Source organism: Methylobacterium sp. J-090 (assembly GCF_022829345.1).
Taxonomy (GTDB): Bacteria; Pseudomonadota; Alphaproteobacteria; order Rhizobiales; family Beijerinckiaceae; genus Methylobacterium.
This window is the reverse complement of the sequence record NZ_JAKSXV010000082.1, coordinates 44,521-61,483: the sequence shown is the minus strand read 5'-3', so window position 1 is coordinate 61,483 and position 16,963 is coordinate 44,521. Positions and strand designations below refer to the sequence as shown.

General features: G+C 69.1%; 15 protein-coding genes and 1 riboswitch. Of the genes, 7 read left to right on the top strand and 8 right to left on the bottom strand.

Going from position 1 to position 16,963, the window contains the following annotated elements; all coding sequences use genetic code 11:
* Positions 1 to 4: 4 nt before the first annotated feature.
* The 4 genes from MKK49_RS13505 to carB all read right to left on the bottom strand — a co-directional run bounded on the left by MKK49_RS13505 (position 5) and on the right by carB (position 5,742).
* Positions 5 to 1,027, bottom strand: coding sequence for a mitochondrial fission ELM1 family protein (locus tag MKK49_RS13505; protein ID WP_244029194.1), 1,023 nt, complete (start codon positions 1,025 to 1,027; stop codon positions 5 to 7).
* An 87-nt stretch (positions 1,028 to 1,114) separates the two neighbouring features.
* Complete coding sequence (locus tag MKK49_RS13500; RefSeq protein WP_244029191.1) at positions 1,115 to 1,645, bottom strand: hypothetical protein; 531 nt, start codon at positions 1,643 to 1,645, stop codon at positions 1,115 to 1,117.
* Between the two features lie 8 nt (positions 1,646 to 1,653).
* Positions 1,654 to 2,130 carry a transcription elongation factor GreA gene (gene greA / locus MKK49_RS13495; protein WP_187272944.1) on the bottom strand — a complete coding sequence of 159 codons (477 nt, stop codon included), beginning with the start codon at positions 2,128 to 2,130 and terminating at the stop codon, positions 1,654 to 1,656.
* A 126-nt stretch (positions 2,131 to 2,256) separates the two neighbouring features.
* The gene (carB, locus tag MKK49_RS13490; RefSeq protein WP_244029189.1) at positions 2,257 to 5,742 is read right to left on the bottom strand and encodes a carbamoyl-phosphate synthase large subunit; all 3,486 of its coding nucleotides are present in this window, start codon (positions 5,740 to 5,742) and stop codon (positions 2,257 to 2,259) included.
* Between the two features lie 318 nt (positions 5,743 to 6,060).
* Between carB and MKK49_RS13485 the strand changes: the two genes are divergently transcribed.
* On the top strand, positions 6,061 to 6,501 hold the full coding sequence (locus tag MKK49_RS13485; protein ID WP_244029188.1) for a pseudoazurin: 441 nt from the start codon (positions 6,061 to 6,063) through the stop codon (positions 6,499 to 6,501).
* 47 nt (positions 6,502 to 6,548) lie between these two features.
* Here the strand turns inward: MKK49_RS13485 and MKK49_RS13480 are convergent, their stop codons facing one another.
* On the bottom strand, positions 6,549 to 6,926 hold the full coding sequence (locus MKK49_RS13480; RefSeq protein ID WP_244029186.1) for a hypothetical protein: 378 nt from the start codon (positions 6,924 to 6,926) through the stop codon (positions 6,549 to 6,551).
* A gap of 158 nt (positions 6,927 to 7,084) precedes the next feature.
* Complete coding sequence (carA, locus tag MKK49_RS13475) at positions 7,085 to 8,317, bottom strand: glutamine-hydrolyzing carbamoyl-phosphate synthase small subunit (protein WP_244029184.1); 1,233 nt, start codon at positions 8,315 to 8,317, stop codon at positions 7,085 to 7,087.
* A 184-nt stretch (positions 8,318 to 8,501) separates the two neighbouring features.
* On the opposite strand from carA, the gene MKK49_RS13470 reads away from it, so the two are divergent.
* Positions 8,502 to 8,963 carry a GatB/YqeY domain-containing protein gene (locus MKK49_RS13470; protein ID WP_244029181.1) on the top strand — a complete coding sequence of 154 codons (462 nt, stop codon included), beginning with the start codon at positions 8,502 to 8,504 and terminating at the stop codon, positions 8,961 to 8,963.
* Between the two features lie 25 nt (positions 8,964 to 8,988).
* Here the strand turns inward: MKK49_RS13470 and MKK49_RS13465 are convergent, their stop codons facing one another.
* Positions 8,989 to 9,297: a BrnA antitoxin family protein gene (locus MKK49_RS13465; RefSeq protein WP_244029180.1), complete on the bottom strand. Its 309-nt coding sequence runs from the start codon at positions 9,295 to 9,297 to the stop codon at positions 8,989 to 8,991.
* Positions 9,239 to 9,538, bottom strand: coding sequence for a BrnT family toxin (locus MKK49_RS13460; RefSeq protein ID WP_244029178.1), 300 nt, complete (start codon positions 9,536 to 9,538; stop codon positions 9,239 to 9,241). The genes MKK49_RS13465 and MKK49_RS13460 overlap by 59 nt, the downstream gene beginning before the upstream one ends.
* A 264-nt stretch (positions 9,539 to 9,802) precedes the next feature.
* On the opposite strand from MKK49_RS13460, the gene dnaG reads away from it, so the two are divergent.
* From dnaG to thiS, 5 genes are all read left to right on the top strand, one after another.
* A complete protein-coding gene (dnaG, locus tag MKK49_RS13455; RefSeq protein ID WP_244029176.1) occupies positions 9,803 to 11,725 on the top strand; it encodes a DNA primase in 1,923 nt (640 codons plus the stop codon).
* A 199-nt stretch (positions 11,726 to 11,924) separates the two neighbouring features.
* Positions 11,925 to 13,928 (top strand): RNA polymerase sigma factor RpoD, encoded by a 2,004-nt coding sequence (gene rpoD, locus MKK49_RS13450; protein WP_244029174.1) that lies wholly within the window; start codon positions 11,925 to 11,927, stop codon positions 13,926 to 13,928.
* A 97-nt stretch (positions 13,929 to 14,025) separates the two neighbouring features.
* Positions 14,026 to 15,276, top strand: a complete 1,251-nt coding sequence (locus tag MKK49_RS13445; protein WP_244029172.1) for an adenylate/guanylate cyclase domain-containing protein — start codon at positions 14,026 to 14,028, stop codon at positions 15,274 to 15,276.
* A gap of 47 nt (positions 15,277 to 15,323) precedes the next feature.
* Positions 15,324 to 15,454, top strand: a riboswitch (TPP riboswitch).
* Between the two features lie 117 nt (positions 15,455 to 15,571).
* A complete protein-coding gene (gene thiO, locus MKK49_RS13440; protein ID WP_244029170.1) occupies positions 15,572 to 16,753 on the top strand; it encodes a glycine oxidase ThiO in 1,182 nt (393 codons plus the stop codon).
* Entirely contained in the window at positions 16,750 to 16,962 is a 213-nt protein-coding gene (gene thiS, locus MKK49_RS13435; protein ID WP_244029169.1) for a sulfur carrier protein ThiS, read from the top strand. The genes thiO and thiS overlap by 4 nt, the downstream gene beginning before the upstream one ends.
* Position 16,963 lies beyond the last annotated feature (1 nt).

Here is a 16,963-nt window from a genome sequence, read left to right as displayed (position 1 = left end):
TCCTTCAGGATGGGCCGGCCGCCAGACGCGCGACATGCGCGTCGTAGGCCCGGGCCATCGCCTGCGCGATGGCCGGCGTCGCGTCGAGGGGTCCGTAGCGCAGGGCTTCCAAACGCCCGATGAAGGGCTTGAGGGCGCCCGCCATGGCGAGGCCGGCGAACAGCCGCCTATGACGGATATAGGTCTTCGGCAGATCGAACAGGAGGACCGGGGCACCGGTGCTCACCGCCTCGCCGACCATGTTGGCCGAATCCGACGTGACCACGATGGATTCGGCGAGCGCCAGCATGGCGACGTAGGGGTTCTCCCCCGTCCCGTCCCAGAAGAACCCGCCCTTGGCCGCGACCAGGTCTTCGAGGGCGTCGCGCAGGGCCGGCGGCGTGCGGCGCGAGACCGTCAGCATCAGCGAGCAGCCGCCCTCGGCGAGCTTGGTGAGATCGCGCACGAGGCGGCGCATGTCGGCGTTGCGATAGGTGAGGTGCCGGCTGTCGCCCCCGATCAGCACGGCGATGCGCGGCCAGGGCAGGACGGCGAGGCGCGGATCGGGCCGGGCGCGCGCAGCGGCGAGACGGGCCGCGGAGACCTGATGAGGTGCCGTCAGGGTGGTGAAGACGTTCTCGGCCCGCAGGTCGTCGTAGTCCGGCACCCAGACGAAATTGGCGGTCTGCGGCCCCGTGCGCGGATCCTTGAGGAAGGCCGTGAAGGTGTGCCCGCCCGAGGCCTCGCGCACGGCCCGCAGATACGGCACGGCCCGCCGCCCGGAGGCGATGAGGATGTCGGGCAGGGGGCCCGACAGGACGCCGCGCGCCCGGCCCGGCCGGTCGCCCGGATCCACCGGGCCCCACGGCGCCATCCAGCCGAAAGGCGGGCGCGGCGCGATCCGCCGGATCTCGAACGCGAGGCCGAGGGTTTCGGCGAGGCCGAGGCACTGGTTCTCGTCGCCGGCCTTGCCGTCGGTGACGATCCAGGCGCGGGCGCGGGCGATGTCGGACGGGGGGGAGGGGGTCGTCGCCGAACGGTCGGGCATGGCATGCATCCGGGACGCATTCGCCATCGGCGCCGCCACGTCAATCCCGGCCACCCCGTCAGTCCCGCCGATCATTCCGGCCACCGGTCAATTCGATGGAAGCGCCCGGCGCAGCCAGCCAGCGTAATGGGCGGCGATGGCGGCGACGCGGCGGCGCTCGGATTCGGGATCGTACCAGGCGCCGCCCGAACTCGCCGGCACCACGGAGAGCTGGGGGTGCCGGGCCAGGATCTCACCGCGCCGCCCGACGAGCAGGGCCTCGCCGTCGAGGTAGTCCGAATCCATGCTGCCGCCGAAGCCGCTGCGGCCCTGGTTGCCGACATAGGAATTCATCGACAGGGTGCGCAGGCGCACCACCAGGGTCGGGCCGCGTCCGCCGGAGACATCGGCGAACTCGGCGCGCAGGGCCTGAATCAGGTCGGCCTGGAGCACTTGCGCCCGGGGGCCGTCGCCCCGGGCGACGAGGGCCCCGACATCGACGCGGATGCCGGACAGACGCTCGGCCCCGAGGCTCGGCAGCCCCTCGGCCGAGGCCGGAGCGGCGAGGGCAAGAGCGGCGACGGCAAGAGCGAGGAGGCCGAGCAGGCCTGCCCCGGCCCGACGCATCGGACTGCGCATGCCGGAGCTCAGGCGCCGTACTGGACGGCGACGACCTCGTAGGACTTGCCGCCGCCCGGTGTCGTCACCTCGACGGTGTCGCCGACGCCCTTGCCGATGAGGGCGCGGGCGATGGGGGAGGTGATGGACACGAGGCCCGAGCGCACGTCCGCCTCCGGCTCGCCGACGAGCTGGTAGGTCTTCTCCTCCTCGGTGTCCTCGTCGACGAGTTTCACCGTGGCGCCGAACTTGATCTTGGTGCCCGAGAGCTTCGTCACGTCGATCACCTCGGCGCGCGCGATCATGCTCTCGAGCTCCATGACGCGGCCCTCGTTGTGGGACTGCGCCTCCTTGGCGGCATGGTACTCGGCGTTCTCCGACAGATCGCCGAGGGCACGCGCCTCGGAGATCGCCTGGATGATGCGCTGGCGCTCCACCTGCTGGCGGTGCTTCAACTCCTGCTCCAGCGCCGCGTAGCCGCGCACCGTCATCGGAACCTTGTCTATGGTCATCGTCTCGCGCCACAATGAAGAGGCCCGAAGGAAGCGATACCGCTCCCCCCGGGCCAGAATAAGATCGTCCGGAACCTAATGCGTCGCGGCCGTGACGCAAGTCACCCGCAACGCGATGATTCAGGCCGCGAAGTATTCCTGCAAGGCGCGGACTTGGAGATCGCCTTCCAGATAGGCCTTGATCCCCTCGGCCGCCGCCATCGCCCCCGCAAGAGTGGTGTAGTACGGCACTTTATGCAAGAGGGCCGCGCGGCGGAGCGAGCGCGAGTCCGACAGGGCGCCGGCTCCCTCGGTGGTGTTGAACACGAGCTGGATGTCGCCGTTCTTGATGGAATCGACCACGTGCGGCCGGCCCTCCAAAACCTTGTTGACCCGCTCCGTCGGCACGCCGTTCTCGGTGAGGTAGCGCTGGGTGCCGCTGGTCGCCACGATGGTGAAGCCGAGGCCGGCGAGTTCGCGGATGGCGGGCAGGATGCGCGCCTTGTCGGCGTCGCGCACGGAGACGAACACCGCGCCGCTCTTCGGCACCTGGGTGCCCGAGCCGAGTTGGCTCTTGGCGAAGGCGACGCCGAAGCTCGAATCGAGGCCGATGACTTCGCCGGTGGAGCGCATCTCGGGGCCGAGCAGCACGTCGACGCCGGGGAAGCGCGCGAACGGGAACACCGCCTCCTTGACGGCGATGTGATCGAGGACCTTGGCCTTGAGACCGAAGCTCGCGAGCGGCTCGCCGGCCATCACGCGGGCGGCGATCTTGGCGATGGGCTCGCCGATCACCTTGGCCACGAACGGCACCGTGCGGGAGGCGCGGGGGTTCACCTCCAGCACGTAGATGGCGCCGTCCTTGATGGCGTACTGCACGTTCATCAGGCCGCCGACCTGCAGCGCCAGGGCCATGGCCCTGGTCTGACGCTCCAGTTCGGCGATGGTCTCGGGCGAGAGCGAGCGCGATGGCAGGGAGCAGGCCGAATCGCCCGAATGGATGCCCGCCTCCTCGATGTGCTCCATGATGCCGGCGATGAACACGTCGGTGCCGTCGCAGATCGCGTCCACGTCGATCTCGGTGGCATCCGACAGGTAGCGGTCGAACAGCAGCGGATTCTTGCCCAGAACCGTGTTGATCTGCCCGGTCTTGTCGTTGGGGTAGCGCGCCTTGACGTCGGACGGGATCAGGCTCGGCAGGGTGTCGAGGAGGTAGTCGGCGAACTGGGTCTCGTCGCGGATGATCGCCATGGCGCGGCCGCCGAGCACGTAGCTCGGCCGCACCACGAAGGGCAGGCCGAGGTCGGCGGCGACGAGCCGGCTCTGCTCGACCGAGTAGGCGATGCCGTTCTTCGGCTGCTTCATCCCGAGCTTGTCGAGGAGGCGCTTGAACTGGTCGCGGTCCTCGGCGAGATCGATGGCGTCGGGCGAGGTGCCGAGGATCGGCACGCCGGCGGCCTCGAGGGCGCGGGCGAGCTTCAGCGGGGTCTGGCCGCCGAACTGCACGATGACGCCGTGGAGCGTGCCGGCCTGACGCTCGGTCTCGATGATCTCGAGGACGTCCTCCTCGGTCAGGGGCTCGAAGTAGAGCCGGTCCGAGGTGTCGTAGTCGGTCGAGACCGTCTCCGGGTTGCAGTTGACCATGATGGTCTCGTAGCCGGCCTCGGTGAGCGCGAAGCAGGCGTGGCAGCAGCAATAGTCGAACTCGATGCCCTGGCCGATCCGGTTCGGGCCGCCGCCGAGGATGATGACCTTCTTGGCGTCCGTCGGCTGGGCCTCGTCGACGACCGTCCCGGCGAAGGGCGCGACATAGGTCGAGTACATGTAGGCGGTGGGCGCCTTGAACTCGGCCGCGCAGGTGTCGATGCGCTTGAAGACCGGGCGGACGCCGAGGGCCCGGCGGTTCTTGCGCACCGAATCCTCGTCGGTCCTGGCGAGCACGGCGAGGCGCGCGTCGGAGAAGCCGGCGGCCTTGAGCTGGCGCAGCGCCCCGGGCGTCGTCGGGATGCCGTGGGCCTTCACCCGGTTCTCCAGATCGACGATCGCCTGGAGCTGCTCCAGGAACCAGGGGTCGATCTTGCAGGAGGCGTGGACCTCCGCGTGGCTGACGCCGAGGCGTAGGGCCTGACCGACCTTGAGGAGCCGGTCGGGGGTCGGGGTCCCGAGCGCGGCCTTGATCGCGTTGTGGTCGTCGCCCTTGCCGAGGCCCTCGATCTCGATCTCGTCGAGGCCGGTCAGCCCCGTCTCCAGGGAGCGCAGGGCCTTCTGGAGCGATTCGGCGAAGCAGCGGCCGATGGCCATGGCCTCGCCGACGGACTTCATGGCGGTGGTGAGCGTCGGCTCGGCACCGGGGAACTTCTCGAACGCGAACCTCGGAATTTTCGTGACGACGTAGTCGATGGTCGGCTCGAACGAGGCCGGGGTCGCCCCACCCGTGATGTCGTTGGCGATCTCGTCGAGGGTGTAGCCGACGGCGAGCTTGGCCGCGACCTTGGCGATGGGAAAGCCCGTGGCCTTCGAGGCCAGCGCCGACGAGCGCGACACGCGCGGGTTCATCTCGATGACGATCATCCGGCCCGTGGCCGGGTCGATGGCGAACTGGACGTTGGAGCCGCCGGTCTCGACGCCGATCTCGCGGAGCACCGCGAGCGACGCGTCGCGCATCACCTGATATTCCTTGTCGGTCAGCGTGAGCGCGGGCGCGACCGTGATGGAATCGCCGGTATGGACGCCCATCGGGTCGATGTTCTCGATAGAGCAGACGATGATGCAGTTGTCGTTCTTATCGCGAACGACCTCCATCTCGTATTCCTTCCAGCCGAGCACGCTCTCCTCGATCAGCACCTCGTTGGTGGGCGAGGCGTCGATGCCGCGCTCGACGATGTCCAGGAATTCCTCCCGGTTGTAGGCGATGCCGCCGCCGGTGCCGCCCATCGTGAAGGACGGGCGGATGATCGCCGGCAGACCGACATCGGCCAGCGCGATCAGCGCCTGCCCGATGGCGTGCTCGCCGTAGCGCTTGCGCCGCTCGGACTCGCCCGAATGCCACTTCTTCTCGAAGGCCCGCAGCGCCGCCGCGCGGTCTTCCCCCTCCATGACCGTCTCGATCCTGGCGATTTCGGCGAGGTACTTCTCGCGGTCGACCTTCTTGGCAGCGGAGGCGTTGGCGACGGCCGATTTCGGCGTCTCCAGGCCGATCTTGGTCATGGCGTCGCGAAACAGCTGCCGGTCCTCGGCCTTGTCGATGGCCTCGGCCGTGGCGCCGATCATCTGGACGTCGAACTTCTCCAGGATGCCCAGTTTCTTGAGGGACAGGGCGCAGTTCAGCGCCGTCTGGCCGCCCATGGTCGGCAGCAGGGCGAAGCCGCCCGGCGCGACGTGGCGCTCCTTCTCGATGATCTTGGCGACGATCTCCGGGGTGATCGGCTCGACATAGGTGGCATCCGCCATGTCCGGGTCGGTCATGATGGTCGCCGGGTTCGAATTGACCAGCACGATCCGGTAGCCCTCCTCGCGGAGCGCCTTACACGCCTGGGTGCCGGAATAGTCGAACTCGCACGCCTGTCCGATGACGATCGGGCCCGCACCGATGATGAGGATCGTGGAGAGATCGGTGCGTTTCGGCATCGGGGGCCCTGGCTTGCGGACACGCGCCCGGGCACGCACGACGCCCCATCGGGGACTGCCGTGTGCGGGCGCGAGCGGCATGGATTGTCGTTAGGCGTCGCGTCTACACGCCGCCGCCCGGTTTTGGAAGGGCGGAGCGGGCGGCCGCCGGGGACCACAGGCAGGAACCGTGCCCACCGGCGGGGTCCAAGATCTATCCATGAATAGACTTGTTCCAATTATTAAGTATCGGAAAATTTGCCTATTACTCGTCGATGTTTTATTTGATAACCGTCGACGGAAACCATCGATACTGTTCAGAATTATTCGAGGAAACGCATGATGAAGCTGAGCCTGCTCGCCGGAACGGTCGCCCTGTGCGCCACCATCGGCACGACCGCGACGGCGGCCGAGGTCACGGTCAAGACCCTCAACAGCGGCGCGGACGGGATGATGGTGTTCGAGCCGGCCTTCGTGAAGCTGGCGCCGGGCGACAGCATCCGGTTCGTCCCGACGGACAAGGGCCACAACGCCGAACTGATCAAGGGCATGGCGCCCGAGGGCGCGGCGCCGTTCAAGACCGTCGTCGGCAAGGAGGAGGTGGTGACCTTCGACAAGCCGGGCGTCTACGGCATCAAGTGCTCGCCCCACTACATCATGGGGATGATCGGCCTGGTGGTGGTCGGCGACGCGCCGGCGAACCTTGAGGCGGCCAAGGCCGTCGCGCACGGCAAGATCGGCACGAAGCGGTTCGAGCCGCTGTTCGCGCAGGTGCAGTGACGGGCGGGCCGGAAGCGGTGGCCGACGCTTCCGGCCGGTTCGCAGAGTTAGAGCCCGGCGTAGAGGGCGGCCACGGCCCGGTCGATGGAGAGGGTGAACACGCCGAAGGCCACGAGGGCGGCGGCGGCGAATTCGAGGGCGGCGCTGGACAGGGTCTGGCTGCGGCGCAGGAGTTCGCGCCCGAAGAACAGGCTCACCCAGGCGATGGTGAGGATCGCCGGCAGGACGAACAGGAACGACCACGTGCTCTCGACGCGGTCGAGGCCGGCGGCGGGGTCGATGAGGGCGCGGATGTTGCGCACCCACGGCGCGTAGCAGGCCGCGTACAGGGTCGTCATCCAGGACAGGCCGACACCGACGCCGAGGTGGAAGGTGAAGAGGCGATGCAACCGCGAAAAGTCGTCGCGCGCGTCGTCGAACGTCATGTGGATATCCCCGTAACCGTCGCGAAATGGCCTGCTCGACGAAGCTTCGAACGTCGTCGTTAGCGATCCGTTAACGGCGCGGGGATGCCGGGCAATGCCGGACTTTTTGTGACCCACCCCGGTCCATATCGGGGCAGGGGGTCGGGATCCGGTCGCCCTCACACCACGGCGTGGATCGTCTCCGGCGTCCCCGCCCGCATGAGCGCGACGAAGCGCTCGAACAGGTAGTGGCTGTCGCGGGGCCCCGGCGAGGCCTCGGGGTGGTGCTGCACCGAGAAGGCCGGGCGGTCGGTCAGGGTCAGGCCGCAGTTCGAGCCGTCGAACAGGGAGATGTGCGTCTCCACCGCCGTCGCGGGCAGGCTTCCCGGATCGACGGCGAAGCCGTGGTTCATCGAGACGATCTCGACCTTGCCGGTGGTCTTGTCCTTCACCGGGTGATTCGCGCCGTGGTGGCCCTGTGCCATCTTCACGGTGCGCCCGCCGAGCGCCAGGCCCATGAGCTGGTGCCCGAGGCAGATGCCGAAGGTCGGCACCTTCTCGGCGAGCAGCGCGCGGATCACCGGCACGGCGTATTCGCCCGTCGCCGCCGGATCGCCGGGGCCGTTCGACAGGAACACGCCGTCGGGCTTCATCGCCATGATCTCGGCCGCACTCGTGGTCGCCGGCACCACGGTGACGTCGCAGCCGGCCTCCGCCAGCAGGCGCAGGATGTTGCGCTTCACGCCGTAATCGATGGCCACGACCTTCAGGCCCTGGCCGGCCGGGCGGTCGCCGTAGCCGGTCTTCACGCCCCAGGTGGTCTGCGACCAGGCGGAGGTGGCGCGGCTGGTCACCGGCGGCACGAGGTCGAGGCCCTCCATGGGGGCGAGGGCGGCGGCGCGGGCCTTCAGGGCGTCGCGGTCGAAGGTGCCGTCGGAACTGTTGGCGATGACGGCGTTGGGCATGCCGTGGTCGCGGATGAGGGCGGTGAGCGCCCGGGTGTCGATGCCGGTGATGCCCACGATGCCGCGCGCCTTCAGCCAGGCGTCGAGGTGGCTCGACGAGCGCCAGCTCGACGGGTTCGTCACCGCCGAGGCGATGACGGCGCCGCGCACGCCCGAAGCCGGGGCGGCGTCGAGGCTCTCCAGATCCTCGTCGTTGGTGCCGGTGTTGCCGATATGCGGGAAGGTGAAGGTGACGATCTGGCCGGCATAGGACGGGTCGGTCAGGATCTCCTGGTAGCCCGTCATCGCCGTGTTGAAGCAGACCTCGCCGTCGGCCGCCCCGGTCTGGCCGATGCCGAAGCCTTCGAGGATCGTGCCGTCGGCGAGGACGAGGAGGGCGGTGGCGACGGGCTCGGCCCAGGGCGCGGGGGCAGCGGGGTGCGCACGGGCGCCTTCATCTTGCAGCATCGGCGTGATCTCGCTTATGTCCGGCCGATCCCGGCGCCGTGCGACACGGCGCACGCGGGTGGCTTGTCGTGCGGCGCTCATACCGAGCGGGGGGCGATGGGGTCAATGTGGCCCCGCGCACCGTCCGGCTCAAGACGCGCGACCCACTCAGCAATTCACAGACCAGCCCGATCAGGAGAGTCCTATGCTGCGCGCCCGCCTCACCACCGAGATGAAAGAGGCCATGAAGGCCGGCGACAAGGCGAAGCTCGCCACCGTGCGGATGATCCAGGCCGCCCTGAAGGACAAGGACATCGAGGCGCGGGGGCTGGGCAAGGAACAGCCCACCGACGAGGAGATCCTCGCGCTGCTGCAGAAGATGATCAAGCAGCGCAACGAATCGGCCGGCGTCTACGACCAGGGCGGCCGCCCCGAGCTCGCCGAGAACGAGCGCGCCGAGGCCGCGATCATCGCCGGCTACCTGCCCCAGCAGATGGACGAGGCCGAGACCCGCGCCGCCATCGAGGCCGCCGTCGCCGAGACGGGCGCCGCCGGCCCCAAGGACATGGGCAAGGTCATCGCCGCCCTGAAGGCGGCCTATGCCGGCCGCATGGATTTCGGGAAGGCGAGCGGACTGGTGAAGGAGGTGCTGAACGCCAAGGCGTGAATTTGCCTCGAAGCGGCGGCGTGGCTCAGCCCACCCCGCCGCCCTTCGCCTGCATATAGCTGCGCAGGACGGCATTGATCCGGCTCTGGTAGCCGGCCCCGCTACGCTTGAAGAAATCCAGGACGTCCTCGTCGAGCCGAATTGAGATGGCGGCTTTCCGCTGCGGGATCACGAGTTCGGCCTTCGACCAGTCGATGTCGAGGGGGCCGGCATCGGGGTCCGAAGCGACGCGCTCAGCAATCGTCTCGTCGGTGACGGCCTTGAGCGCGGTGTGGTCAGTCCGACCCTGGCGGCGCCCCTGGAGCGTTGTGTGTGTGATAGATTTTTCGCTCATTGCGTCTCGCTGAACGTGCCGAGATCAGACGCCGAACCGCGCCCCGCGGCGTGAAGAACACCACGATGGCCCTGTCTCCGAGCAGACCCAGCGCGCCCCAGCGCTCCTCTCCGTTTCGATCCGACCGGATCATAAGATGAGGACCCTCGAAAACGTCGAGTGCGTCCCAGAAATCGATGCCGTGCTTACGAAGATTGGCCTCGCGTTTGGTTTCGTCCCATTCGTAGGACCACTCCTCCATCGACGCATGCCCCGGCGCGCATCCATAAAAAGATACAAACGTATGTACACCGATTGGGAAGCGGACCGCAATGTGGGGCACGGGCTTGGTGTCGCTTACAAAACTCCCGCTGCACCGTTGGTCTCGAAGCGAGAACCGTCCGGGATCGGGAGTTTTGTGAGCTACTCTTACCGCCCTATGAGTGTTGCGACCTAGCAGGCGCGTTCGCGAGCCATAGGGACTCCTTAAGCCCCCTGCGCTAGACTGAGCGGCCGCAGAGGTCCCATGCGCTACCCGCCTCACATCCTCGAAGAGATCCGTGCGCGCCTGCCCGCCTCCGATGTGGTCGGGCGCCGCGTCCGGCTGAAGAAGGCCGGGCGCGAGTGGCGCGGCCTGTCGCCGTTCAACGCGGAGAAGTCGCCGTCCTTCTACGTCAACGACCAGAAGCAGTTCTACCACTGCTTCTCGTCCGGCAAGCACGGCGACGTGTTCACCTTCCTCATGGAGACGGAGGGCCTGAGCTTCCCCGAGGCCGTCGAGCGGCTGGCATCGGAAGCCGGCGTGAGCCTGCCCACCCCCAGCGCCGACACCCGCGAGATGGAGACCAAGCGCGCCGGCGCCCTCGAAGTCATGGAGATGGCGGCCGCCTTCTACGAGGCGCAGCTCGCGAGCGGCGCCGGGATCGAGGCCAGGGCCTATCTCGACCGGCGCCAGCTCGGCCTCGACACCCGCGCACGCTTCCGCCTCGGCTACGCTCCGTCCGACCGCTATGCCCTGCGCGATCATCTGGCCGCCAAGGACGTCGCGAAGGAGATGATGGCCGAGCTCGGCCTGCTGGTGACCGGCGACGACATCAAGGTGCCGTACGACAAGTTCCGCGACCGGGTGATGTTTCCCATCACCGATTCGCGGGGCCGGGTCATCGCCTTCGGCGGCCGGGCGATGCAGAAGGACGCCAAGGCGAAGTACATGAACTCGCCGGAGACGCCGCTCTTCCACAAGGGACAGATCCTCTACAACCTCCACGGCGCCCGCAAGGCCGCCCACGACCGGGGCACGATCATCGCCGTCGAGGGCTACGTCGACGTCATCGCCATGACGCTGGCCGGCCATCCCAACGCCGTGGCGCCGCTGGGCACGGCGCTCACCGAGGAGCAGGTCGCGCTGCTGTGGCGCCACGGCGACGAGCCGATCCTGTGCTTCGACGGCGACGGCGCCGGCCAGCGCGCCGCGTTCCGGGCCCTCGACGTCGCCCTGCCGGGCCTGACGCCGGGCAAATCCCTGCGCTTCGCCATGCTGCCCGAGGGGCAGGACCCCGACGACCTCCTGCGCTCCGAGGGCAAGGCCGCCATCGACCGGGTGCTGGAGGGCGCGCGCCCCCTCGTCGAGGTGCTGTGGTCGCGCGCCACCGAGGGCGCCCCCCTCGACACGCCCGAGCGCCGGGCGGGGCTCGCCAAGACCCTGCGCGAGATGGTGGCGGGCATCCGCGACGAGACCGTGCGCGGGTTCTACCGCGACGAGATCGAGGGCCGCCTGCGCGCGCTGTCGCCCCAGGCGAACCAGGGCCGGCGCGGTCCGTGGGAGCCGCGCAACGCGGGCGGCGGGGGCCGGCCGGCGTTCCAGCGCACGCCGCGCCCGGGCGATCCGCCGCCGTCGCCGCGCATCACCACCAAGTTCAATCCGCTCTACGCCGGCGAGACCAATGCGGCCGGTCCGGTGGCGTTTCGCGACCGCGAGGCGATGATCGTGTCGAGCCTCCTCGTCCACCCGGAACTGCTCGGCATCGAGGCGGAGGATCTCGCCGAGCTCGAACTCGGCGATCTCGACGCGCAGGCCCTGCGTTCCCTTCTACTCGACAGCCACGCCGATGCGGGACAGCCCGATGTAGAGGTTCTCGAAGCCCGCCTGCGCCGCGCCGGACTTGCGGAGGCGGCGACGCGGCTGGCAACCCATGTGCGTCCCGGCGACCGATGGACCCTTGACGCGCATGCCGATCCTGTGCGTCTCGAAGACGCATTGCGTCAGGCCGTGATCTTGCACCGCAAGTCCGGCGCGCTAAATAGCGAACTTCGCTTGGCGGAACACGCCCTGGCCGAGGACTTCACGGAGGCGAACTTCGCTTGGCTGTGCGACGTGAAGCAACGTATGGCCGTGGTCGCCGGAGCGGAGGCGGAGGAGGGCGGGCCCGACGCCGACGCGGCGGGCTAGGCCCTTCGCAGGGACGGAATTCACGCGCCGAAGGCGGCGCATGGTTAACAATCGGTCAAGCGTCTCGCTTGCATACCGAGATCTGAGATCGACGCGGGCGCTTTTCGGCGTTCCGCACACCATATGCATTGCAGCGTCGGCGACGCGGAGTGAGACACACGCTCCCGCGCGACATTGCCACGACAACCATAGGCGGACCATGGCGACGAAGGCAACGGAACGGGACGAGACCGATGCTGCCCCCGAGGCACAGACGGACGGGCCGCTCCTCGATCTGACGGATGCCTCCGTCAAGCGGATGGTGAAGCTCGCCAAGAAGCGCGGCTACATCACCTACGAGGAGATCAACGAGGTCCTGCCCGACGGCCAGTCCGATCCCGACCAGATCGAGGACGTGCTGTCCCAGCTCTCCGAGATGGGCATCAACGTCGTCGAGGCGGAAGAGACCGAGGAGACCGCCGGCGAGACCGCGAAGGCCAACGGCGAGGCGTCCGAGGACGAGGACGGCGCGGAGGGGACCGAGGTCGCCGAGATCGCGCCGACCAAGGCCCCCGCCGTGCGCGAGACCACGACGAAGGAGCCCACCGACCGCACGGACGATCCCGTGCGCATGTACCTGCGCGAGATGGGCTCCGTGGAGCTCCTGTCGCGCGAGGGCGAGATCGCCATCGCCAAGCGCATCGAGGCGGGCCGCGAGGCGATGATCGCCGGCCTGTGCGAGAGCCCGCTGACCTTCCAGGCCATCATCATCTGGCGCGACGAGCTCGTCGACGGCCGGGTGCTCCTGCGCGAGATCATCGACCTCGAGGCGACCTATGCCGGCCCCGACGCCAAGAACGCGATGCAGATCGCGGAGGGGGCCGAGGAAGCCGAGGAGACCGAGACCGAAACCCCGGCGCCGCCCGAGGGCGACGACGACGACGACATGGAGAACAACGTCTCCCTGGCGGCCATGGAGACCGAGATCAAGCCGCGCGTCCTCGAGACGTTCGACAACATCGCCAACAACTACAAGAAGCTGCGCAAGCTCCAGAGCGAGCATGCCGAGTTGAAGGCGTCGGGCGGCACCCAGACCGACGCGCAAGGCCGCAAGCGCGACGAGCTGAAGGACATCGTCGTCACCGACGTGAAGTCCCTCTCGCTCAACGCCAACCGCATCGAGGCCCTGGTCGAGCAGCTCTACGACATCAACAAGCGCCTCATCTCGCATGAGGGCCGCCTGATGCGCTACGCCGAGACCCACGGCGTCGCCCGCGACGAGTTCCTGCGCCACTACCAGGGCTGGGAGCTCGACCCGAACTGGATGGAGCGCGTCGGCAGCCTCGGCGGCCGCGGCTGGAAGAACCTCGTCGAGAAGGGCCAGAAGGAAGTCGTGCGCCTGCGCGAGCAGATCCTCACGCTCGCCTCCGAGACCGGCCTCGAAATCGGCGAGTACCGCAAGATCGTCAACATGGTCCAGAAAGGCGAGCGCGAAGCCCGTCAGGCCAAGAAGGAGATGATCGAGGCGAACCTGCGCCTCGTGATCTCGATCGCCAAGAAGTACACCAACCGCGGCCTGCAGTTCCTGGACCTGATCCAGGAGGGCAACATCGGCCTGATGAAGGCGGTGGACAAGTTCGAGTACCGGCGCGGCTACAAGTTCTCGACCTACGCGACCTGGTGGATTCGCCAGGCCATCACCCGCTCCATCGCCGATCAGGCCCGCACCATCCGTATCCCGGTGCACATGATCGAGACGATCAACAAGATCGTCCGCACCTCGCGCCAGATGCTGCACGAGATCGGCCGCGAGCCGACTCCGGAAGAGCTGGCCGAGAAGCTGGCGATGCCGCTGGAGAAGGTCCGAAAGGTCCTGAAGATCGCCAAGGAGCCGATCTCCCTCGAGACGCCCATCGGCGACGAGGAGGACAGCCACCTCGGCGACTTCATCGAGGACAAGAACGTCGTCCTGCCCATCGACGCGGCGATTCAGAGCAACCTTCGCGAGACGACGACGCGCGTCCTCGCCTCGCTCACCCCGCGCGAGGAGCGCGTGCTGCGCATGCGCTTCGGCATCGGCATGAACACCGATCACACCCTCGAGGAGGTCGGCCAGCAATTCTCGGTGACCCGCGAGCGCATCCGCCAGATCGAGGCGAAGGCCCTGCGCAAGCTCAAGCACCCGAGCCGGTCGCGCAAGCTCCGGAGCTTCCTCGACAACTGAGCGACAGGATAGACCGGCGGCGCTTCGGCGCCGCCGGCTCGGGGGTGATACCGACAGCCCGGTTGCCCAAGTCGGCCCGCGACCCACTTAGGCCCCCATGCTCGATCGAGGCCCGCCCCAGTCGCCGCCCACCGCCGAAGCCGACGGATCGGAAGCGAACGACGTGCCGTTCGGCGCCCTGCAGCAATGCGTGGCCCTGCGCGACTGGCTGCTGAGCGAGGGCGCGCGGATGCCCAACGCCGAGGACCTGCTGGCGGGGCTGGCCGAGCGCCTCATCGACCTCGGCGTCCCGGTGGACCGGGCGACGACGGCCATCGACGCTCTGCATTCGGAGTATTCCGGGGTCGGCCGGTTCTGGACCCGGGAATCGGGCTCGACGGTGCGGCTGTTCCCCCACGGCGACGCCTCCGACAAGGCCTACCGCGAGAGCCCGTTCCACACGGTCCACGAGACCGGGGAATGGCTGATTCTCGATCTCGCCGAGACGCCGCCCGGTGCCTACGCGGTGATTCCCGACCTCAAGGCCGAGGGCTATCGCCACTACATCGTGGCGCCGCTGTTCTTCACCAACGGCACCCGCAACGGCATCACCTTCGCGACGCGCAGCGAGGACGGCTTTCGCGACGAGGACGTGGCGATCCTGCGCTTCGTCATCCCGACGCTGGCCGCCGTGATGGAGATGCGCAGCATCAACAAGCAGCTCGACCACGTGCTCAGGATCTATGTCGGCGACGAGCCGCACAAGGCGATCCTGGCGGGCTCCATCCGGCGCGGCCACGTCCAGCGCATCCGCTCGGCGATCTTCTTCGCCGACATGCGCGACTACACCCGCATCTCCGCCGAGATGACCCCGGAGGAGGCGGTGGACCTCCTCAACATCTTTTTTGACTGCCTCGTGCCGGCCATCGAGCGCGAGGGCGGCGAGGTGCTGAAGTACCTCGGCGACGGGCTGCTGGCGATCTTTCGCGAGCGCGGCGACGACCTCGGCGGCGCGGCCAAGGGGGCGCTGACGGCGGCGCAGAGCGCGCTCGCGGCCCTCGACGAGGCCAACGGCCTCGGGCGCTTCGCCCAGCCCGTGGCGGCGGGCATCGCGCTCCACCACGGCGAGGCCGCCTACGGCAATGTTGGCTCGGGCGCGCGCCTCGACTTCACGGTCATCGGCCGCGACGTGAACCTCGCCAGCCGCCTCGCCCGCCTCAACCGGACGCTCGGCGAACCCCTGCTGATGTCGAAGCCGTTCGTCGACTTCCTGTGGGGCGATCCCGTTCCGCTCGGCTCCCACACCCTCGACGGATTCGCCGAGCCGATGCGCGTGTTTCGCCCCGGCCGCGCCCCCGCGGCGGTCTGATAACGCCGCCGGGGTGTTGACCCCGGCCCCCGTGCGGCCCACATCGGGGGTGTTCCAGGGAGATCCCCGGCAAGGGGCTGAGAAACCGATGAGTCGCCCCTAAGCGGGGCGGCGGCGCGGAAATCCTTCGAACCTGAACCGGTTCATACCGGCGTAGGGATTGGACCGCCGTGTTTTTTCAAAGCCCGGCACGCGCCTCACGAGGCGCACAGGCCCACACTCTCTGCGTCGCGTCGCGGAGGTTGTCTTGGAGCCGAACCCCACCCGACCCATCGACCTGAGGCGTTCCCCCGCCATGCCGCGGGCGCCGTCGGCCCTGCCGGCGCGGAGCGATGTCGCCATCGTCGGCGGCGGCCTCATCGGCCTGTCCATGGCCTGGCGCCTCGCGCAAGGGGGCCGGTCCGTCACCGTCGTCGAGCGCGAGACCGTGGGCGCGGGGGCGAGTCTCGCCGCCACCGGCATGCTGGCCCCGGCCGCCGAGCACGAGCCCGGTTCCGATCCCCTGCTGCCCCTGGCGCTCGAGAGCCTGTCGCGCTGGCCGGGATTTCGCGACGATCTCCAGGCGGCGTCGGGCGTCGACATCGACTACCGGCAGGAGGGCACCCTGGTCCTCGCCATCGGCCGCGACGAGGTCGAGCGCCTGCGGTTTCGCCACGACCTCCAGATCCGCTCGGGGCTCGAGGCCACCTGGCTCAGCGGCCCGCAGGTGCGCGCCCGCGAGCCGGCCCTGCGCCCGGCCGTCACCGCCGGCCTGTTCTGCCCCCGCGACCATCAGGTCGATCCGAGCCGGGTCATGGCCGCCCTCATCCGCGCCTGCGTGGCGGCGGGCGTGACCATCGTCGAGGCCTGCCCCGTCGAGGCCCTGGACTGGGAAGCCGGCCGGGTCACCGGGCTCGCCACCGGGCAGGGCCGGATCGCGGCCGGGACCGTCATCCTCGCCGCCGGGGCCTGGAGCGGGCAGGCCGGGCTCCTGCCCGAGGCGCTCGCCCTGCCGGTGCGGCCCCTGAAGGGCCAGTCCCTCGCCCTGCGCACCACGGCGCGCACCGGCACGCTCACCCACATGGTCTGGACCGAGCAGGTCCACATGGCGCCCAAAAGCGACGGCCACCTCATCGTCGGGGCGACGGTGGAGGATTGCGGCTTCACGCCCGGCGTCACGGCGGGCGGGCTCTACGCCCTGCTGGAGGGCGCCCGGCGCGTCCTGCCCGGCATCGAGGAGATGGCGGTGGAGGCCGTGTGGAGCGGCTACCGCCCCACCTCCGACGACGACGCCCCGATCATCGACACCCTGGCCCCCGGCCTCGTCGTGGCGACGGGCCACCACCGCAACGGCTACCTCCTGGCGCCCGCCACCGCCGACGCCGTGGCGGCCCTGCTGACGGACGGCGCCCTGCCGGACTACGCCCGCGCCTTCGGTCGCGGCCGCTTCGCCCCGGCACCCGAAGGTCCACCGGCCCGCGAAAGGGCGACCGCATGAAGCTCATCCTCAACGGCCGCCCCCACGAGAGCGCGGCCGAGACCCTCGACGCCCTGTTCCGGATCGAGGCCGAGGAGACCGGCCTCGAAAGCCCGCAGGGCATCGCCATCGCCCTGAACGGCGCGGTGATCCGCCGCCGGGACTGGGAAACGACGCAACTCGACGAGGGCGACCGCGTCGAGATCGTCCGCGCCATGCAGGGAGGCTGAT